The sequence below is a fragment of the Corynebacterium tuberculostearicum genome (assembly GCF_022347235.1).
Taxonomy (GTDB): Bacteria; Actinomycetota; Actinomycetes; order Mycobacteriales; family Mycobacteriaceae; genus Corynebacterium; species Corynebacterium tuberculostearicum_F.
This window is the reverse complement of sequence record NZ_JAKRDX010000028.1, coordinates 1-19,348: the sequence shown is the minus strand read 5'-3', so window position 1 is coordinate 19,348 and position 19,348 is coordinate 1. Positions and strand designations below refer to the sequence as shown.

The 19,348-nt window shown below is 60.7% G+C and carries 16 protein-coding genes; 5 read left to right on the top strand and 11 right to left on the bottom strand.

What is annotated here, in order from left to right; genetic code table 11:
* Positions 1-59: 59 nt before the first annotated feature.
* The 4 genes from MHK09_RS11080 to MHK09_RS11065 all read right to left on the bottom strand — a co-directional run bounded on the left by MHK09_RS11080 (position 60) and on the right by MHK09_RS11065 (position 3,656).
* Positions 60-719 carry an LGFP repeat-containing protein gene (locus MHK09_RS11080; RefSeq protein ID WP_250413570.1) on the bottom strand — a complete coding sequence of 220 codons (660 nt, stop codon included), beginning with the start codon at positions 717-719 and terminating at the stop codon, positions 60-62.
* 634 nt (positions 720-1,353) lie between these two features.
* The gene (locus MHK09_RS11075; RefSeq protein WP_250413569.1) at positions 1,354-2,133 is read right to left on the bottom strand and encodes an ABC-2 transporter permease family protein; all 780 of its coding nucleotides are present in this window, start codon (positions 2,131-2,133) and stop codon (positions 1,354-1,356) included.
* A 6-nt stretch (positions 2,134-2,139) separates the two neighbouring features.
* Positions 2,140-3,132 carry an ABC transporter ATP-binding protein gene (locus MHK09_RS11070; protein WP_250413568.1) on the bottom strand — a complete coding sequence of 331 codons (993 nt, stop codon included), beginning with the start codon at positions 3,130-3,132 and terminating at the stop codon, positions 2,140-2,142.
* A gap of 29 nt (positions 3,133-3,161) precedes the next feature.
* The gene (locus tag MHK09_RS11065; protein ID WP_239230727.1) at positions 3,162-3,656 is read right to left on the bottom strand and encodes an NUDIX domain-containing protein; all 495 of its coding nucleotides are present in this window, start codon (positions 3,654-3,656) and stop codon (positions 3,162-3,164) included.
* 70 nt (positions 3,657-3,726) lie between these two features.
* Between MHK09_RS11065 and MHK09_RS11060 the strand changes: the two genes are divergently transcribed.
* The 3 genes from MHK09_RS11060 to MHK09_RS11050 are packed head-to-tail and all read left to right on the top strand — an operon-like array spanning position 3,727 to position 8,755.
* Complete coding sequence (locus tag MHK09_RS11060) at positions 3,727-5,172, top strand: GlnX family signal transduction membrane protein (RefSeq protein WP_250411734.1); 1,446 nt, start codon at positions 3,727-3,729, stop codon at positions 5,170-5,172.
* The gene (locus MHK09_RS11055) at positions 5,172-6,185 is read left to right on the top strand and encodes a glutamate ABC transporter substrate-binding protein (RefSeq protein ID WP_250411737.1); all 1,014 of its coding nucleotides are present in this window, start codon (positions 5,172-5,174) and stop codon (positions 6,183-6,185) included. Before MHK09_RS11060 ends, MHK09_RS11055 begins: the two co-directional genes overlap by 1 nt.
* On the top strand, positions 6,182-8,755 hold the full coding sequence (locus MHK09_RS11050; protein WP_250411739.1) for a serine/threonine protein kinase: 2,574 nt from the start codon (positions 6,182-6,184) through the stop codon (positions 8,753-8,755). Before MHK09_RS11055 ends, MHK09_RS11050 begins: the two co-directional genes overlap by 4 nt.
* Positions 8,756-8,844: 89 nt before the next feature.
* Here the strand turns inward: MHK09_RS11050 and MHK09_RS11045 are convergent, their stop codons facing one another.
* From MHK09_RS11045 to pta, 4 genes are all read right to left on the bottom strand, one after another.
* Positions 8,845-9,399: a VapC50 family PIN domain-containing toxin gene (locus tag MHK09_RS11045; protein ID WP_250411740.1), complete on the bottom strand. Its 555-nt coding sequence runs from the start codon at positions 9,397-9,399 to the stop codon at positions 8,845-8,847.
* The gene (locus tag MHK09_RS11040; RefSeq protein ID WP_250411743.1) at positions 9,399-9,845 is read right to left on the bottom strand and encodes a helix-turn-helix domain-containing protein; all 447 of its coding nucleotides are present in this window, start codon (positions 9,843-9,845) and stop codon (positions 9,399-9,401) included. The genes MHK09_RS11045 and MHK09_RS11040 overlap by 1 nt, the downstream gene beginning before the upstream one ends.
* Positions 9,846-9,982: 137 nt before the next feature.
* Positions 9,983-11,206 (bottom strand): acetate kinase, encoded by a 1,224-nt coding sequence (locus tag MHK09_RS11035; protein WP_250411745.1) that lies wholly within the window; start codon positions 11,204-11,206, stop codon positions 9,983-9,985.
* Complete coding sequence (gene pta, locus MHK09_RS11030; RefSeq protein WP_250411747.1) at positions 11,207-12,568, bottom strand: phosphate acetyltransferase; 1,362 nt, start codon at positions 12,566-12,568, stop codon at positions 11,207-11,209.
* 228 nt (positions 12,569-12,796) lie between these two features.
* Between pta and MHK09_RS11025 the strand changes: the two genes are divergently transcribed.
* Together MHK09_RS11025 and MHK09_RS11020 are read left to right on the top strand one after the other, a co-directional pair.
* On the top strand, positions 12,797-14,158 hold the full coding sequence (locus MHK09_RS11025; RefSeq protein ID WP_250411749.1) for an FAD-dependent oxidoreductase: 1,362 nt from the start codon (positions 12,797-12,799) through the stop codon (positions 14,156-14,158).
* Positions 14,159-14,161: 3 nt separating this feature from the next.
* Positions 14,162-14,647, top strand: a complete 486-nt coding sequence (locus MHK09_RS11020; RefSeq protein WP_250411751.1) for a GNAT family N-acetyltransferase — start codon at positions 14,162-14,164, stop codon at positions 14,645-14,647.
* Here MHK09_RS11020 and purT read toward each other — a convergent pair.
* The 3 genes from purT to MHK09_RS11005 form a co-directional block, all read right to left on the bottom strand.
* Positions 14,644-15,996 carry a formate-dependent phosphoribosylglycinamide formyltransferase gene (gene purT, locus MHK09_RS11015; RefSeq protein WP_250411753.1) on the bottom strand — a complete coding sequence of 451 codons (1,353 nt, stop codon included), beginning with the start codon at positions 15,994-15,996 and terminating at the stop codon, positions 14,644-14,646. The genes MHK09_RS11020 and purT overlap by 4 nt on opposite strands.
* Positions 15,997-16,147: 151 nt before the next feature.
* A complete protein-coding gene (locus MHK09_RS11010) occupies positions 16,148-17,002 on the bottom strand; it encodes a class F sortase (RefSeq protein WP_250411755.1) in 855 nt (284 codons plus the stop codon).
* Between the two features lie 155 nt (positions 17,003-17,157).
* A partial coding sequence (locus MHK09_RS11005) for a VaFE repeat-containing surface-anchored protein (RefSeq protein ID WP_250413567.1) occupies positions 17,158-19,348 on the bottom strand: 2,191 nt, incomplete at its 5' end.

The window sequence follows — 19,348 nt, the reverse complement described above, 5'->3', positions numbered from 1 at the left end:
CCACCCCAGACGACTAAGACTAACGGCCCGGGCCGACGTACCCCTCGGCCCGGTACCAACTACCCGGAACACGACAGTACCGAGTCCCCAGAACACCGGTACCAAAAACTCGCATCTGACACCCATCCCTGACTTCCCCAAAAATCCCGAATGGGGCCAGAAATACTATGGACCCCGCCAGCTTGTGACCAGTAGATAGATCCGCCTTGAAAATGGTTGTAGCGCCCAGTCTTTTCTGGGGTAAGCAACTCATCAGTGGTTGGGTATCCTAGCTCACCGGTCTCCCAGCCTTGCTGAGCCCATTTATCGCGAATTCCTCCCCACACTTGATGAGCATCAGTCTCTGGCGACCAGTAGATAGACCCGCCCTGGAAATGGTTAAACCGCCCCTTACCATCAGGGGTCTTCAACTCATCAGTAATGGGATATCCCAAGGCCGCGCCTTCCCAGCCAAGATCTCCCCACTTATTGCGAATACGCCCACCCACCTGGTGAGCAATTCCATTATCAACACCGGCATGCCAGTAAATGGAGGCATCCTTAGCAAACACCTGGAACCGACCATTATTTTTAGCTACACGCTCATCAGTTGTAGCGTCACCAAAAGTCTTCCACCCACCAAGCCGGTGATACGCCTCTTCAATACGACCACCAATCCAATGACCGTGAAAAAACCTTGGCACTTGAAACACCAGCACCAGCAAAAGCAACACTTGCACATACCGCAATAGTTGCAGTCAGCTTCTTAGCGAATTTCATCCGTAGCCCTTTCACACCACCGCATTTAAAAACAGCTGAACACCAGATAATTGACAGCCTGAGTTAGGGTATCGCTACGGTTGCACACAGTCCATAGATGTGTGTTTTGAAACCTTATCTAAAAACTAAATAATTCGTTAAAACGCCAGATGAGCACATGCGCAGACTCGATTTTCGCGTCTCGCGAAAGGTATTCAAAATAACCTATATGAGGGGTACATATAACTCTAATCTAAACATTTACACTGCACATTCAGGCTGGGCAGTGTACACATTGCATGTCAACGATGCGCTTTGGTGGGTGAAGCGGTGACGGACATTGTTCATGAAGCCCAGGACACGCACCTGTGCGCCTTGTTCATCGAAGCCCACGGGGGCGGTGGAGACTACGAGTACGCGCTAGACGCCGCCACGCTCGCCCGACTCGTGCGCGCAGCACAGAGGGCACTTTCTTAACAACGTCCCGCAGATAATCCAGACAAACTTCTAGGCTTAGCCACCAGCCTCAAAGGAAAGCTGTTGCGGAGACAAGTAACCGCCCCGGCAGGCAGCCCATGAGCTGCCATCCGGGCCGGTGCTGTGCGTTAGAGCCGCTTAGGCGTCGCGCTTTTGCAACAAGAGGACACCGAGGCCCCACAGGATAACGGCCCAGGCAACAAATACCAGGCAAAATCCCCAGTTTTCCTTCCACGGAGCATCAACAGGTTCCATCTCCAGCAGCCAGGACTGGAAAGACTTAAACGGCATGTAGTTCACCAGCTTGCTGCCGACCTTGGGGATGGTGGCTACGAGATTGTCCACGCCGAGGAAAAGGATGAGGCCAATTGCCACGGCACCAGCCGTCGAGCGCAGCAGCAGTCCCAGCCCTTGCGAGAAGAGGACGAGCAGCGCGGCAGCCAGCGGGTACTTCCACAACTGCTTTTGGCCCATCTCATCGTCCCAAGGGTGGAATTGCGCGGCTACCTCATCGTGGGCAAAAAGCTCGGTAAGCAGGTAGGCGCCCGCCACGGCGATAAAGGTCAGCGCGGCCGCGATAACCGCGTACATGAGCAGCTTGACCAAGGCCACCGACCAGCGGCGCGGGGTAGCCATAAACGTAATGGTCTGCGTGCCATAGCGGTACTCGGTGGTCACGATCATGATGGCCTGGATCATGAGCACGGGCAGGCCAAGGAACAATAGGAAGGACACCGCGCCATCCGAGGTGATAACTCCCATGCCCATCGCTGCCTCTTCAGGGGTTTCTGCCGGCTTAGTCAAGCGAGCATTGAGGATGGCCCAACCCCAGGCAAAGAAAAGGAAGATGAAGGTGGTCCACCAGAAGGAGCGGGTGGTGTGCAGCTTGGTCCATTCGGACTTCAAGGTATTCAGCATGGCGAATTAAACCTCCTGCTGGGTGGGTCGAGCGAACGGAGTGGCGGCGCCAGCGGTGCCAGCGATGCCCGGGTTGGGGGCGCCGGTGGAGCCGTGGTACTGGACGGCGTCGCCAGTAAGCTCCATAAAAGCGTCCTCCAAGGAGGCGCGCTTGAGGCTGAGCTCATTAAGCGGCACCCCGGTGGAGTAGGCCAGCTGGCCCACGAAGTCGGTGGTCTGGTTGGAAATCACCAGGCGGGGGCGGCCTTCCTCGTCGGTGGACTCGGTAAAGGCGATGCCCTCGGCACGCAGCGCGGAGCTAAAGGCATCGAGATGGTCGGAGCGCACCAGCACGGAGGACTGCGAGTGGTCCTTCACAAAGTCATAGGTGGGCTGGTCCGCCACTAGGCGGCCCTTACCAATGACCACCAGGTGATCGGCGGTCTGAGACATCTCCGAGAGCAGGTGGGAGGAGATCAAAATGGTGCGGCCTTCATCGGCTAGGGCGCGCACGAGCTGGCGGACCCAGCGAATGCCCTCCGGATCGAGGCCGTTGACCGGCTCATCCAAGATGAGGATGCCGGGGTCACCGAGCAGCGCGCCGGCCAGGCCCAGGCGTTGGCCCATGCCGAGGGAGAAGCCGCCGACCTTCTTACCGGCGACGTCGGAAAGCCCTACCAGCCCCAAGACCTCATCAACGCGGGAAGTAGAAATGCCGTTGGACTGCGCAATCCATTTCAGGTGGTTGGCGGCGCTGCGGTTGCGGTGCACCGCTTTGGCATCGAGCAAGGCGCCTACCTCACGCAGGGGATCCTTCAGCTCGTGGTAGTGCTTGCCATTGATGCGCGCCCTGCCGGCCGTCGGCGTGTCCAAGCCCAGGATCATGCGCATGGTGGTGGATTTGCCCGCGCCATTGGGGCCCAGGAACCCGGTGACCATGCCGGGTTTTACCTGAAAGGTGAGATCGTCAACGGCGCGGACAGACTTATATTGTTTAGTCAGTCCTTCTACTTCGATCATGGCACTAGCGTGCCATAAATCCGGCAACTTTACCTGTTCAATGCCTCCACACTCTCCCGCAGGGTGGGAAAGGCGTGGCGGAAGGCGGCCAGAAGGGGGAGGCTTTCTACCTCTTCAAAAGGCACCCAGCGCAGCTCATAGGACTCTTCATTAGCTGTAGTAGGAAGCGGGGCGCCGGTGCGCGTGCGTGCTAGGACGGTGGTGTAGGTCCACTCCCCCGGAAGATCCCCCGCCGCGGGATAGGGCCCGGCCGTTACCCGCGCATCGAGCACCTCCACATCTTGGGGTGCAATCGCGCATTCTTCATGGGTTTCACGCAGCGCGGCCTGGGTAGGCGTCTCCGCAAAATCGCGGGCGCCACCCGGAATCCCCCAGGTATCGCCGTGATTGGTCCACGCGGCGCGGTGCTGGAGGAGCACCTTGCGCCCGGCGACGAGGAAGAGGCCGGCGGCACCAAATTTTCCCCAGACGCGAATGCCGCCGGGGCCTGCCGCCCAGCCGTCTCCACTGTGAGGGTTATGCATGCTGCCTATCCTAGCCACACACGCGGGTATATGGTGGCGCCCAGCACACTGCGGGCGCTATTCTGAGTGAATGACCGAGCAGGCAGTCCGGGCAGAAAGCGTGCATGACGAGCACGCTCACCCGAGCGATCACTGGCTCGATGAGGTCACCGCGCCCACCGGCCCGGCCTTCAGCGGGCTCAGCAGCCGCGCCATGGAATGGTTCGCGGGCCCGGCGCGCCTGCTCCGCCGCTTCTACTACTTCGCCTCCACCACCCCAGGCAAGCTTTTTACGGTCACGCTCATTCTCACCGTAGCCCTAGGCGCCGCCGGCTTATCGATGTCCCAATCTTCCGCCGCCCGCCACTCCGACCTAGACGAGCTGCTGACCACCACCGAGCCGATGTCAAACGCGGCACACCACCTTTATAGTTCGCTCTCAGTGGCCGATACCGTGGCCACCACCGGCTTCGTACAGGCCGGCGTGGAATCGGAGCGCAACCGCGATAGCTATAACGAGGCCATCGATGCCGCCTCAGTGGCGGCTACCGAATCCGTGCTGGGCACCACCAAAGAGGATGGCCGGGTGCGCGAGCTGGTGACCTTTATCCAACGCGAGCTGCCCGTCTATACCGCAATGGTGGAAAAGGCCCGCGCCAATCACCGGGCGGGCAATGCGGTGGCCAATTCCTATATGTCCAATGCCTCGGCGCTCATGCGCGAGCGTATTCTGCCGGCTGCCTCCGAGCTATTCCAGCTGACCACCGCCAAGGTAAACCAGCAGCAGCAAGAGCTCACCTCGCCGCAGTGGGTGCCGCTCTCCGGCCTCTTGGCGGCGCTCTTCTTCCTCGCCGTGGCCCAATGGTGGCTGTGGCGCCAGACCCGCCGGCGTTTTAACCGCGGCTTCTTAACTGCCAGCGTGCTGCTTTTCTTGGCCATCTCCTGGGTGGCGCTATCCAACCTCGCCACCTGGTCCACCGGCCACCAGGGCTTCGAGACGGCCTCACGCCCGTGGGATTCGCTCACGGCCTCACGAATTGAGGCGCAGCAGGCGCGCACCTCCGAGACCCTCGCGCTGGTGCTGCGCTCCTCCGAGGAGGATTCAATGGTGCGTTTTTCCAGCTCCATCAACTCCATCGAAGGGGCCCTCGAGGATTATGAAGAAGCGCTCAATGATGAGGATGTGGAGGTCACCGACCCAGAACTCATCCACAGCGCCCGGGCGGCCGCCGAGCAGTGGCGCGGCACTCACGACAAACTCATGGGTGCGCTCAAGGACGGCGACTATGACGAGGCCATCTACCAGGCCACGGCCACCGAGCCCAAGGACGGAGAGATGACCGCGGCGCGTTCCTATGATGAGCTCGACGCGGAGCTCTCGGATCTCATCGGCCAGGCGCGCATCGCCATGCGCAGCTACTTAGAGCGCGGACTGACCGCTATGACAGCGGTGTCCTCGGCCGTGTTCCTGCTGACCTTGTGCGCCATTATTGCCGTGTGGCTGGGCATCCGCCCCCGACTGCAGGAGTACCTCTAATGCGCCGCACACGCCTCGTCCTCGCCGCGCTCACCTGCGCCTGCGCCGCGCTACCGCTCGCCTCCTGCGATGTTCGCTCCACCCCGCCGCTGGAGGCGCCCGCCGAGCGCCCCCTCGACTCCCGGCCGGGCCCGCCGCTGCCGGAAGGGGCGAAGGTTGAAAAGGCCGGCTCCACCGCCGCGCAGCGCGCCTCTGAGGAAGAGATTAAGGGCAGCTACCGCCCGGACGATAAGAAGGCGAAGGAGCGGGTGCCGGACATCGTCAAGCGCGGTCGGCTCATCGTCGGCGTGGATCGTTCCAATAACTTGATGAGTTACCGCGATGCCGCCACCGGCGACGTGCGCGGCTTCGAGGTGGATATCGCCCGCGAGATTGCCCGCGATATCTTCGGCGATCCCAATAAGGTGGACTTCCGCTTCATAGAATCCTCCGACCGCGTTAATGCCCTCAATACCGGCGCGGTGGACATGATCGTGCGCACCATGACCATCAGCCCGGAGCGCGAGCACGACGTGGCCTTTTCCATTCCCTATATGAACACTCAAACCCGCATGCTGGTGCTCACCAATTCCGGTATTAAGTCCGTCAAGGACGCCGCCGGCAAGACCCTATGCGGTGTGGGCGCGTCCACCGCACTGGAAACCATCCGCGAACACGCCCCCAAGTCCGATATCTTGGTTACCCGTTCCTGGGGCGATTGCCTGATGGCCCTGCAGCTTAACCAGGCCGATGGCATCGTCGTCGATGATGCCTTGCTCTCCGGCATGGCCGCCCAAGACTCCTATACCTCCATCGTGGGCGAGCCGCTAGAGACCGAGAATTACGGCGTGGCCGTGCGCCGCCCCAGCAAGCAGCATGACACCCGCCCGCTGCTGCGCCAAGTAAATTCCACGCTCGAGCGCATCCGCCGCGACGGCACTTGGTCTTCCATTTTTGAGGAGTGGCTCGGCGCCTACCTGGAGGAGCCCACCCTGCCGGCCGGAAAGTACATCGAGGAGGACGCTAAGCCATGAGCCATAACCCGAATTTCAGCGATGACGAGCTCGAATACATCGAGCCGGAGAACCTCGATACCCAGCGCGCCTTCCGCCAGCCCACCAATGCCGCCAACTCCGCGCAGGAGCCGGATGCGCTAGACGATGCCCCCTTAGACGACGGCCCAGCTACCGCCGCCGTGGCTTTCGACCCCTTTGCGGACGAGGACGACGAGGGCACTGCGGCCGTGGCCTTCGACCCCTTCGCCGATGAGGATGAGCCCGGCGAAGACGCCGGGACCTCCGCGGTTGCCTTCGATCCCTTCGCGGACGAAGACGAGGACGCCGATGGTTCCATCGACCCAGACCACATTTCCACCCTGTTAGCAGACCTAGACAATATCCGCGCCCAACGCGAACAGCAGCGCGCCCAAAAATCCCAAGAGGACTCCTCGCAACGCTCACGCCGCCGCGCGCTCGACACCTTCCGCGAGCGCCGCGGCACCCACCGCTCCGAGCGCCGCGTGGCCGATGGCATGGTGCGCCTGCCGTTTATCACCCCGGCCGAGCCGACCGATGCCCTCATTGACCCCACCGAGGAATCCTCCGGCAAGAAGATTCCGCCGCCACAGCTACAGCCCGGTGACATGGTGGCCGGCCAGTACGAAATCTTGGGCGTTATCGCCCACGGCGGCATGGGCTGGATTTACCTGGCCAATGATCACTTTGTCTCCGGAAGAGTGGTGGTTCTCAAAGGTATGCAGGCCCAAAAATCGGCCGATGAAACCGCCGCTGCGGTGGCAGAACGCGAATTTCTCGCCGATATTACCCACCCTGGCATCGTCAAGATTTTCAATTTCATCGATGACGCTCGGGTGCCCGGCGGCTTTATTGTCATGGAGTATGTCGGCGGGCCGTCGCTAAGAAGCAGGCGCAAAAAGCAGCCGGATAAGCTCCTGCCGGTCGATATCGCCATCGCCTATATCCTAGAAATCCTGCCGGCCCTGGAGTACCTGCATTCGCGCGGGGTGGTCTATAACGACTTAAAGCCGGATAACATCATCGTCACCGAGGACCAGGTCAAGCTCATTGACCTAGGCGCGGTCTCCGGCATTGGCGCGTTTGGCTATATCTACGGCACCAAGGGCTACCAGGCCCCGGAAGTGGCCACCGAGGGCCCGTCCATCGCCAGCGATATCTACACCATCGGCCGTACCCTGGCCTCGCTGTGCCTCAAGCTGCCTACCGAGGACGGCGTCTACCTGCCCGGCATCCCCACCCCAACCGAGGAGCCGGAGCTGCGTCGCTTCCTGTCGCTCTACCGCCTTCTGCAGCGCGCCACCGACCCGGATCCGGAGCGCCGCTTTACCTCCATCAAGGAGCTGCGCACCCAGCTCTACGGCGTGCTGCGCGAGGTCATTGCCATCCGCGACGGCCTGCAGTACCCCTCTCAGCATTCGCTGTTCTCGCCGCAACGTACCACTTTTGGCACCAAGCACCTGGTTTTCCGCACGGATCAGCTTATCGACGGCATCGATCGCACCGTCCAGATCACCGCCCCCGAGGTCGTCTCCGCCCTGCCTACCCCGCTGCTGGACCGCGATGACGTGGGCGCCGGCCTGCTGCAGGGCGCTTCCTATGCGGAGCCACAGGAGGCCCTGGAGACCCTCCGCCAGGCCATGCAGACCCCCGAGTACGAGCACTCGGCCGAAATCCCGCTGGGCGTGGTGCGCTCCATGATCGACCTGGGCTATACCGGCCAAGCCCGCCAGTGGCTGAGCTCCATCGAGGATCGCCTCGGCCGGGACTGGCGCTTCCAGTGGTACGCCGGCATTACCGAGCTGCTTCACGACGACTACCGTGACGCTCAAAAATACTTCTCCACCGTCCTCGACCTCCTGCCGGGCGAGGCGGCCCCCAAGCTCGCCATTGCCGCCATCAACGAGCTCATCCTGCAGCAGCTGGACTATAGCGATACCGCGCTTATTGACCCCACCGTGGCGCGGGCCTGCTCCAATATGCATTCCACGCTGGCCGATCTCCCTAACTCCGCCTTCGAGGGCCAGCCGGAAATCTGGAACCACGTCACCCAGGATCCGGCCGCGCTACGCTTTAACTCCATGCGCCTCTACGGCATTGTGTGGTCCACCAACCCCACCACCGTCTCCTCCTCCTTTGGCCTCGCCCGACAGCTACGCTCCGAAGGCCAGGTGGAGGTAGCCGTCGTGGTCCTCGACAAGGTCCCCAATGCCTCGCGCCACTATCGCATGGCCCGCTTGACGACGATCCTGCAGCTCATCGTCCACGATCTCTCCGAGTCCCGCATCCGCCGCGCTGCCCGACGCCTCGAAGAGGTCCCCACCAACGAGCCGCGCTTCCTCCAGATCAAGATTGCCGTCATCTCCGCCGGCCTGAATTTCCTGCGCAATGCCGATCTCTCGCGCGCCGCCTCCCCCAACGACCTTTTCGAATACGCCTTTACCCAGCGTGGCCTGCGCACCGGTCTCTCCGAGACACTCCGCGCCCTCGCGCGCCAGGCACCGTTTAGCCGCCACCGCTACGCGCTCGTTGACCTAGCCAACCAGGTCCGCCCCGTCACTACCTTCTAATCGCTACACAGGCTCGTACAGCCGCCCCACAAGCGGCACATCTTCTAGGCCATCCTGCGCTGCATAAATCAGACGACACGTTTGAAAATTTAAGAACGAAGCATTTCAACTGCCCTCGGTGTTCCCGATAACGCTAATGCCGTTAGGACCTCGTCCACACTTCGCGGTGGCTTTTTAAAAGCGGCAGCCGCGTCCTCAATCGAATGCTGCACAATCGCGGGCGAAGAAGCGATCAATTCGCACAAAAACTCATCTGCGCTCTGCCGTCTAATGCCAAAACCATCAAGAATGGAACAAGGAAAGTCTTTTACATTTTCAGTAATGATACTTTGAGCACCACAACTAATTGCTGCCGCTAGGACATGCCTGTCATTCGGATCTGGTAGCCATAGATCATCAATTAATTCCTCGTATCCAGTCACAAGACAATCCTCGACCGCTAAACACATCAATCTACGGGTGCGGGATAACTTCTTAGGGTCTAAATCAGGACGATTGCGCTGCAAGTTAAAGAAGACTTCATCTAGGATTCTCTCCGTCCATCGGGCACGGAATACACCGCTACCAGCCACCCTTATCAGGACATCACGAAGCAAGCTCGGGTAGAGCACATTGGCGTCATAAACAACCGTCAACCGCCCCACTAATAAAGCTCCAGGTCCTCCGATAAGGCTGTCAATTCAGCTACGGCACGGCGCTGACTGGCATCTCTTTCATTCTTGTATTTCTGCAGATCCGCAAGACTCACGCGGCGATGGGACCCAACTTTGTAGCCGGGAAGGCTCCCTTCATCAATAAGCTTTACAACGTGTGGCCGCGAAACATTGAGAAAGTCTGCTGCCTGTTGCGTGGTGAATTCGGATTCCTCGGGCACTACGCGGACCGATTTCCCTGCCGCTTCGATGGCGAGAACTTTTTGCAGGGTTTCGGCGATCTCTCGTGGAATTGCGATTGTTTGCTCGGTTCCTTGCACGAATATATCCACTGGTGCCGGTGAATCTTCTGCCTCCAACACAGAATTGAGCCTTAATAAAGCTTCTTCCGCTGGGCTGGTACCCCGAGTTGTCCCGCCATTTTGTAAGTCCTTCATACCCCCACCCTACAGAATAAACAAAATAAACGAAACGCTTGCTGTACTAGGTTCAGAGATAAAAAAGAGGCGCGCGATCCCTTATGGATCGCACGCCTCTCGTTCACATTCCAGCTTCTAACTGGATGTAAGAGCCTTTACTTGTAGAGGCCAGCCTCACGCGCCATTGCGGCGATTTCGGCGGACTTCTGAGCGATAGCCAGCTCCTCGTTGGTCGGAACGACAAAGACCTTAACCGGGGAATCCTCGGTGGAGATCATGCGCGGCCGGTCGGAACGGACCAGGTTGCGCTCCTTATCAAAGTGGATGCCGTACATATCCAGGTTGTACAGGGAGTCCTGGCGAACCTCGGTATCGTTCTCGCCCACACCGGCGGTAAAGGTGATGGCGTCCACGCGGCCCAGGGCAATCATGTAGGAACCGATGAAGCGGCGCAGCTGGTGGATGTAGATGTTATAAGCCAGCCAAGCGTCCTGGTCCTCGTTATCGATGCGCTCGCGCAGCGTACGGAAGTCGTTAACGCCAGAGATGCCCTTGACACCGGACTGCTTGTTGAGCAGGTTATCAATCTCATCCACGCTCATGCCCGCCTGGCGGACGAGGTGGAAGATGATGCCCGGGTCAATGTCACCGGAACGGGTACCCATAGCCAGACCAGCCAGCGGGGTCAGGCCCATCGAGGTATCGATGGCGCGGCCATTGCGGATGGCTGCAGCGGACGCACCATTGCCCAGGTGGAGGGTGATCTGGTGGGTGTGCATCGGGTCGCGGCCCAAAAGGCCCGGTACCTGCTGGGAGACGAACTCGTGAGAGGTGCCGTGGAAGCCGTAGCGACGGATATCGTACTTGGATGCCACCTCATTGTTGATGGCATACAGCGCCGCTGCCGGCGGCAGGGTGTTGAAGAACGCGGTATCGAAGACGGCAACGTGCGGAATATCCGGCAGCATCTTGCGGGCCACGCGGATGCCGTCCAGGTTGGCCGGGTTGTGCAGCGGGGCCAGCGGGATGAGGTCCTCAATCATGGACTCAATCTGGTCCACGATGAGCTGCGGCTCGGAGAAGAGGCGGCCGCCGTGAACAACACGGTGACCAACGGCGATAACATCCACGTCGGTCGGGCCAACGTTGTGCTCGCTCATGATGGCAAAAGCGCGCTCAAGGCCGAAGGAGTGAGTAGGGATTTCCAGCTCTTCCTTGTACTTCTCGCCACCGGTCTTGACGGTGACGGCACCGAGGGGCTCGCCAACCTGCTCGACTAGGCCAGAGACCAGCGGGGTATCCGTGGCGCTGGACTCGGGATCGACCAGCTGGAATTTAACGGAGGAAGAACCTGAGTTAAGGACCAGAACGTATGACATTTATTTCTCTCCAGCCTGAATAGCGGTGATTGCAACGGTGTTGATGATGTCCGGAACGGTCGCGCCACGCGACAGGTCGTTTACCGGCTTGTTCAGGCCCTGCAGGATCGGGCCCACGGCGAGCGCGCCGCCGGTGCGCTGTGCCGTCTTGTAGCCGATATTGCCGGCCTCCAAGTCCGGGAAGACGAAGACGTTGGCCTGACCGGCAACGTCAGAATTCGGCATCTTCTTAGCCGCAACGCCTGGGTCGCAGGCGGCGTCGAACTGCAGCGGACCATCCACCTTGACGGAAGAATCCAGCTTCTTGGCGGCTTCGACGGCGGCCACTGCACGGTCAACGTCCGGGCCGGAGCCGGAAGTGCCGGAGGAGTAGGACAGCATGGCCACGCGTGGGTCGATGCCGAACTGGGAGGCGGTCTGTGCGGAAACGATGGCGATTTCGCCCAGCTGCTCGGCAGTGGGGTTCGGGTTGACGGCGCAGTCACCGAAGGCCCACAGGCGGCCACGCATGACCATCAGGAAGATGGAGGAGACCACGGAAGCGTTCGGCTTGGTCTTAATGATCTGGAAGGAAGGCTTGATGGTGTGGGCGGTGGTGTGAGCAGCGCCGGAGACCATGCCATCGGCCAAGCCCTTGTGCACCATCATGGTGGCGAAGTAGGAAATATCCTTCATCGTCTCGCGAGCCTGCTCGAGGGTTACGCCCTTCTTCTTGCGCAGCTCGGCAAAGTCGGCGGCGAATTCCTCTGCCAGCGGGGACTCGAGGTGGTTGATGATCTCGGCACCAGCCAGGTCGAGCTTCAGCTCTTCGGCGCGGGCCTTGATATCGGCCTCGTTGCCCAGGATGGTCAGCTTGGCAACCTTATCGCGCAGTACCACGTGGGCGGCCTCGAGGATGCGGTCATCGTCGCCCTCTGGCAGGACGATGTGGGAACCGGCGGCGCGGGCCTGGTCAATGAGCTGCTTCTGGAAGAGGTCTGCGGACATGACCGGGGAGACGTCGCCAAGCGCAGCAAGTGCGCCCGGAACCGCTTCCAGGTCGGTGAAGATGCCAGCGACGGTAGCCCCCAGGGATTCCGCATTGTGCTGGGCAAGCTCGCCGGTGCGCTGCGGGGCGCCGGAAATGATGGCCAGCGGCAGGCCAAGGGCGGCAGCTACTTCAGCATCGAAGGCGATATCGCCGGTGCCCTGCGCCACGATGTTCTCAGCGGCGGGAGCCTCAGCCAGGACGGCGGCGACGGTGGCATCGAAGTCTTCGAGGCGGATGAGCTCCGCGCCCAGGTCTTGAGCCAGGGCGGGCACATCGAGGCCATCGAAGCCACGGCCGATAGCGCTAATAACTGCGGAATGCGATGCAGACATGCAATTTACCTTTCATTCACGGTCACTTGAACACAATTAACGCGCCTCATAACTTCATGTCAGTCATCACAGTTATCAGCGCGCGGTGACTACTCCACTGTACGCGATTTACCCCCTCCTATGCCCCATCGTGACCTCCCTAAACTGGGGTTAGTAATGCTGTGGTTTTTATCGCATAGTGACCGCGTAGAATATGCAGCACAACGAAAGAAAGGACACCCTAAGCACATGACTACCCCAGTGCGCGTCGCCGTGGTCGGCTCCGGCCCGGCAGGCATTTACGCCTCTGACCTTCTAGTGAAATCCGACCTCGATGTGCAGATCGATCTTTTTGAAAAGATGCCGACGCCGTTCGGTTTGATCCGCTACGGCGTGGCACCGGATCACCCGCGTATTAAGGGCATCGTGCAGTCCCTGCACAACGTTATGGAAAAGGAAGAGATCCGCTTCCTGGGCAATATCGAGGTGGGCAAGGACATCACCGTCGAGGAGATGCGCGAGTATTATGACGCCATCATCTTCGCCACCGGTGCCACCGCCGATAAGCGCATGGGCATCCCGGGCGAGGATCTCAAGGGCAACCATGGCGCCGGCGAATTCGTGGGCTTTTATGACGGCAACCCCAACTTCGAACGCGATTGGGATCTCTCCGCAGAGTCCGTCGCCGTCGTCGGTGTGGGCAATGTCTCCCTCGACGTCTCCCGTATCCTGGCCAAGACCGCCGACGAGCTGCTGGTTACCGAAATCCCGGATAACGTCTACGCAGCACTGAAGAAAAACCGCGCCAAGGAGGTCCACGTCTTCGGCCGCCGCGGCCCAGCACAGGCTAAGTACACGCCGAAGGAGCTCAAGGAGCTAGACGAATCCCCGACCATCGAGGTCATCGTCAACCCCGAGGACATCGAGTATGACGCCGCCTCTGAAGAGGCACGCCGCGCCGCCAAATCCACCGACCTGGTGTGCCAGACGCTGGAGTCCTACGCCATGCGCGAGCCAGGCGATGCCCCGCACAAGCTCTACATCCACTTCTTCGAGTCCCCAGTAGAAGTATTGGGCGAGGACGGCCACGTCACCGCCATTAAGACCGAACGCACCGAGCTCAACGGCGATGGCACTGTAACCGGTACTGGCAAGTTCACCGAGTGGCCGGTGCAGGCGGTCTACCGCGCAGTGGGCTACCACCCGCAGTCCGTCGACGGCGTACCTTTCGACGAGACCCAGGCCACCATGCCTAACGACGGCGGCCACGTGCTGGCCAATGTCGACGGCGAAAAGCTCCCCGGCCTCTACACCACCGGCTGGATTAAGCGCGGTCCGGTGGGCCTGATTGGCAATACCAAGTCCGATGCCAAGGACACCACCACCATGCTCATCGCCGATTACAAGGCAGGCGACTTGGAGCCGGCCACCAAGCGCGATCCGCAGGATATCCTGGACTTCCTGGCTTCCCGCGATATCGCCGTGACCACCTGGGAAGGCTGGCACCGCCTGGATGCCGCCGAGCGCGCTGCTGGCGAGCCGCACGGCCGCGAGCGCATCAAGATCGTCGAGTGGGACGAGATGGTCAAGCACGCCGGCCCACAGGCCTAACCCGTGCCGCACACCATTACCGCCGCGCCCCTGGGGCAGCTGGCGGCCTTGGACGTCCACCAGCTCTACAAGCTGCGGGTGGACGTCTTTGTGCACGAGCAGCGCTGCCCGTACGCCGAGATTGACGCCACCGACGCCGATCCCCAGACCGTGCACCTGCTGGCCTGGGACGCGGACACCCACGAGTTGCTGGGCACGGCCCGCGTCTTTCCAGCCGCGCCTACTGACGCCACGCTTGCCGACGCCACCACCGGCGCCCAGATCGGCCGCTTCGCGCTCGCGCCCGCCGCGCGCGGCACGGGCCTCGGCCGCGAACTCTTCCAGGCGGCCGTCGACCTAGGCGAGCGCATGCACCCAGGCCAGCCGCTTTACCTGGAGGCGCAGGCCGGCCTCGTGGACTATTACGCCAGCTTTGGCTTTACTCCGGTAGGCGAGCTATTCGACGACGAGGGAGTCCCCCACCAGCCGATGCTGCGCCCCGCGCCCTAGTCGGCGTCGTCCACGCCGGAGGCAAGCTTTGGGTCGAGCTCCACGCCGCCCTCGTACTCCACGACCTCGATATCGGGGACGTTATCCGCCTCCGGCTGGATGCCGCGCGCACCGCCCTGGGCCAAAAGGCCCGGCGTGGAGGTCACCTCGATCTTGTGCGCGGCTAGTGCTGCGCGGTCGCGCGCCTCCTCCGCGCTTTCCGCGGTGGCAGACACCAAGCCCATGCGACGGCCCTTGTAGGCCCCGGGCTTGCCAAAGAGCTTCACGTCCGTCTCTGCGTAGTTGAGGGCCGCGGCGATGCCGGTATAGGCCACCTCATTCAGCTCCTCATCCGCGTGGATGACCACGCTGGCACCCGGAGTGACCAGGGTGGCGTCGATGGGGTAGCCCAAAATCGCGCGCGCATGCAGGTCAAAGACGGAAAAACGCTGCGTATAGCAGGTCAGCATCGCCGTATCCGAGGGCCGCGGGGACACGGAAGAAAAGTACACGTCATCGCCCGCAACGAAGAGCTCCACGCAGTACACGCCGCGCCCGCCCAACTCATTAGAGATGCGCGCGGCCACCGAGCGCGCGTTTTCCAGCGCAATCTCGCTCATGCCGGTAGGCTGCCACTCCTCCACGAGGTCGCCGCGCTCATGGCGGTGGCCGATAGGCTCGCTAAACCACGTGGCCAACTTGCCCGTCGCCGGATCGATGGAACGGATGGCCAGCAGGGTGACCTCGAGGTCAAAGTCCACAAAGCGCTCGGCCACCACGCGCTGCGAATCCGAGGACACGCGCCGCACGGTCTCCCACGCGGTGCGCACATCCTCTTCATCGCGAGCAATCATGTGTCCCTTGCCGGAGGTGGACACGTCCGGCTTAATGATGCACGGAAAGCCCAGCTCCCCTACCGCTTCTTCCAGCTCCTCCACGGAGCTAGCAAAGCGATACGCGGAAACCGGCAGCCCGATATTCTCCGCCACCTCGCGCACGCACTGGCGGTCCTGCGTCATGGCGCAGGCGCGGGCGGAGGGGACCACGATGGCGTCGCTATGCGCCTCCATCTCCTCCAGCGCTTCTACCGCAACGGTTTCTACCTCTGGAACCACAAAATGCGGCTGAATCTCTTGAGCCAGCTGCAGGATGCGCCCGGCGTCCTTGATATCGGCGACGTAGCTATACTGCGCCACCTGGTGCGCCGGCGCGCCCGCATACGAGTCCACCGCGTGGACCTCCAAGCCCAGGTTTTGGAAGGACATGGCCAGCTGCTTGCCCAGCTCGCCCGAGCCCAACAGCAATACCTTGGTGGCATTGCTGGTCAGCGGCGTGCCAATATGACCGGCGATCTCGCCTGGATTATCCATGAAAATGCTCCTTCTAAGCCGCAGGCAGCGGCGGTTACTGCCTTAAATTATTTCATATTTAGGCCCCAACCCCACTACCCACATGCCAGGTGCCGCGCATAAGCAAAGGCGCCCTGTGGGCAATTCCACAGGGCGCCTGAAACATTTCTGCCTAGGCTGCAGGGGCCTCAGCCGGTGCCTCGGCTGGGGCTTCAGCCGGGGCCTCCCCCGCCGGTTGCTCGGCGGGCTGCTCTGGCTCGCCTACCGGCTCCGCTACGGTAATGATGTTGTCCTCATACCCCAGCGCGCCGCCAACGAACTGGCCGCCGCAGGTAATAAGAACCAGGCGGTTCTCGCCTTCCTTATCGTTGACCACGTCCGGGAAACCGGAACCCTTGGGCAGGCGGTACGGCGCCTCGGTCACGCGGAAGGTGCGCTCTTGGCCGTCGATGACCACGGTAAATTCCTGGTCCTTCTTTAGCTTGGTGAACTTCTCCGCATAGCCGGTGCCTTGGCCCTGGTAGTTAATGTGGCCGGTAATCACGCTCGAGCCCACATTGCCGGGCTCACCCGGCACAGCGGAGGCGGAGTACCAGCCCACGCGGGTGACGTCGTGTGGCGGCAGCAGCACGCCCTGGTCCGTGACCTGTACGGGGTCTACAGCCGCGTACTCGCCGTCGATGCCTACCGACATGCCCTCAAAGCCCTTGAACTCACCAGGGGCGGCCTCGTACTCGTGCTCCTGCTGGCCTGAATCATCCACGAAAGCATCGGACTTCGGTGCAGAATCCTGTGCGCTCTCGCTGGCCACCGTCTCCGGTGCCGAGCCGGCCTCATCCTCATCATCGCCCGCCAAATACAGCACTACCTGCAACAACACCAGTGCGACGACGACTATGGCCGCGATAATAGCAATCAGCTTGCCACGACCCATGCCCTGCTTGCCGACGCCCCCTTCTTCCCCACTCGCCGGGTACTGCGAAGCGCCGTTGTCCTCCGGCTGCTCTGGTTCCCTGTGCATTCCCATAGCTAGCTTCCTCCACTTCCTCGATTTGTCTACCCTGTGCAGGTTATATGCAAATCCCCTCCAGCGTGTGCAATCACACCCTGGAGGGGATTTTTGGTGTTTAAGTCTCAACCCCAGTGGGGCGACCCGCGGGCCGCCTCACCGATGCTTATGGACTACTTGATGTAATCCTGCATACCCGGCTCAAGCTCGGTTGCGCCGGACGGTACGGACTTAATCTCAACGCGCTCGGCGTTGGATGGCAGTGCGTTGCCAGTCTCTTCAGGTTCCTGACCCTGGACCTCGACGCCGCGGCCGTGTCCATTGTCAGCATTGCCGCCCTGAGGAGCATCCTGACCCTTGACCTCGTGACCATTGCCGCCCTTGTGGCCGTCGGTGTGCTTACCGTTACCACCATTGTGGCTGCTGGAGTTGTCACCGTGGCCACCGTTGTGGTTGCCATGGTCGTTGTGGTCGTGGTGATCCTTGATGATCTTGCCCAAGCCGATACCCGGAATCAGGATGAGCCACCACGGAATCTTGCCCTTGGAGGAACCCTTGGAGGAACCATCCGAGGAACCGTTGGAGGAACCATCCGAGGAGCCGCCTGGCTTGTCCTGATCGTGGACCTCGTGGGAGATCACGGTCTGGTCCTCATCATTGATGTCCTTGTGCTCAGCAATGTGGTTCGGCTTCTCCGGAGTAGTACCCGGAGTTTCCTCGCCCTTGTCATTGACCTCGGTGGAGGTGAGCTCTTCGAAGGCAACCGCAGCCTGGACAGGCTCCTGCACATCATCGTTCACGGTGATGGTGACAGGCTCCATACCCTTGGACTTCTTCGGAGTGAAGGTAACTTCACCCTTACCCAGCACAGACTCGCCGTCCTTCTTGTTAATGAGCTCAGCCTTCAGGGTGTATTCCTTACCCGGAACCAGACCCTCGTAGGAAACCTCATCAACAATCTTGGCACCAGCAACAACCTCGTGGGACCCCTTCTCGAAGTCAGCGTTAGTGGTGATCTTCGGGGTCTCGGTAGTCACAGTCTGGTCATCGTCATTGATGTCCTTGTGTTCACCAACCGGGTTCGGGTTGTCCTCATCGGTCGGGTTGTCCTCACCGTGCTTATCCACCTGGGTGGAGGTCAGCGTCTCGAAGGCAACCGCAGCCTCAACCGGCTCGGTCACGCTGTCATCAACAACGATGGTGACAGCCTCAGTACCGTTAGCCTCATCCGGGGTGAACTTGTGACCCTTGGTCTCGCCAAGAACGGTCTTGCCGTCCTCCTTGGAAATCAGCTGGGCATCCAGAGTGTATTCCTTACCCGGAACCAGACCCTCGTAAGAAACCTGGTCCACAATCTTGGCACCAGCGACAACCTCACGCAGGCCGCCCTCGAAGTCCGCATTGGTGGAAACCTTCGGGGTGTCCTTCTCGTCGTCACCACCAGGGGTGTTCGGGGTACCCGGCTCGTTAGGCTCAGTCGACTCAGAAGGCTCGCCCGGCTTCTCCGGAGTAGTCGAACCACAATCCGAAGGCTCGTCAGACTCAGAGGTCTCGGAAGCCTCAGAAGACGTGGTCTCTACAGACTCGGACTCAGAAGGCTCACTGGACTCAGACTCAGACGGTTCCTCAGACTCGGAAGGCTGCTCACTCTCAGAGTCACCCGGCTCCTCAGACTCGCAGGTCTCGCTAGTCGTCGAGGTAGAGGAATCCTCAGAGGAAGAAGGCGTAGAGGTTTCATCCTCGCCACCGTCATCGGGCTTACCCGGCACGACGTCAGTCGTAGTCGTAGACGGAGTGGTGGTCTCGGAAGGCTTATCACCCTTCGGGACAGTCTGATCCTCGTCGTTGATGTCCTTGTGCTCACCAATCTCGTTCGGCTTGTCATTGTCAGGGGTGTCCTCACCCTTGTCATTGACAACCTTAGAAGTCAGCGTCTCGAAGGCAACCGCAGCCTCAACAGGCTCAGTCACATCATCATTAACGGTGATGGTGACAGCCTCAAAGCCATTAGCACTCTTCGGAGTGAAGGTATGACCCTTAGTCTCACCCAGAACAGTCTTACCGTCATCCTTGGAAATCAGCTGAGCATCCAAGGAGTATTCCTTACCCGGAACCAAACCCTCGTAGGAAACCTGGTCCACAATCTTGCCACCAGCAACAACTTCCTTCGAACCATTCTCGAAGTCCGCGTTCGTAGAAACAATCGCATTCTTCTTCTTGGTCACAGTCTGGTCATCATCATCGATGTCCTTGTGCTCACCAATCTCGTTCGGCTTGTCATTGTCAGGGGTGTCCTCACCCTTGTCATTGACAACCTTAGAAGTCAGCGTCTCGAAGGCAACCGCAGCCTCAACAGGCTCAGTC

Coding starts and splice junctions, on each gene's coding strand:
- MHK09_RS11075 (WP_250413569.1), bottom strand. CDS start 2,133: ATGCTGAATACCTTGAAGTCCGAATGGACCAAGCTGCACACCACCCGC.
- MHK09_RS11070 (WP_250413568.1), bottom strand. CDS start 3,132: ATGATCGAAGTAGAAGGACTGACTAAACAATATAAGTCTGTCCGCGCC.
- MHK09_RS11065 (WP_239230727.1), bottom strand. CDS start 3,656: ATGCATAACCCTCACAGTGGAGACGGCTGGGCGGCAGGCCCCGGCGGC.
- MHK09_RS11060 (WP_250411734.1), top strand. CDS start 3,727: ATGACCGAGCAGGCAGTCCGGGCAGAAAGCGTGCATGACGAGCACGCT.
- MHK09_RS11055 (WP_250411737.1), top strand. CDS start 5,172: ATGCGCCGCACACGCCTCGTCCTCGCCGCGCTCACCTGCGCCTGCGCC.
- MHK09_RS11050 (WP_250411739.1), top strand. CDS start 6,182: ATGAGCCATAACCCGAATTTCAGCGATGACGAGCTCGAATACATCGAG.
- MHK09_RS11040 (WP_250411743.1), bottom strand. CDS start 9,845: ATGAAGGACTTACAAAATGGCGGGACAACTCGGGGTACCAGCCCAGCG.
- MHK09_RS11035 (WP_250411745.1), bottom strand. CDS start 11,206: ATGTCATACGTTCTGGTCCTTAACTCAGGTTCTTCCTCCGTTAAATTC.
- pta (WP_250411747.1), bottom strand. CDS start 12,568: ATGTCTGCATCGCATTCCGCAGTTATTAGCGCTATCGGCCGTGGCTTC.
- MHK09_RS11025 (WP_250411749.1), top strand. CDS start 12,797: ATGACTACCCCAGTGCGCGTCGCCGTGGTCGGCTCCGGCCCGGCAGGC.
- purT (WP_250411753.1), bottom strand. CDS start 15,996: ATGGATAATCCAGGCGAGATCGCCGGTCATATTGGCACGCCGCTGACC.
- MHK09_RS11010 (WP_250411755.1), bottom strand. CDS start 17,002: ATGGGAATGCACAGGGAACCAGAGCAGCCGGAGGACAACGGCGCTTCG.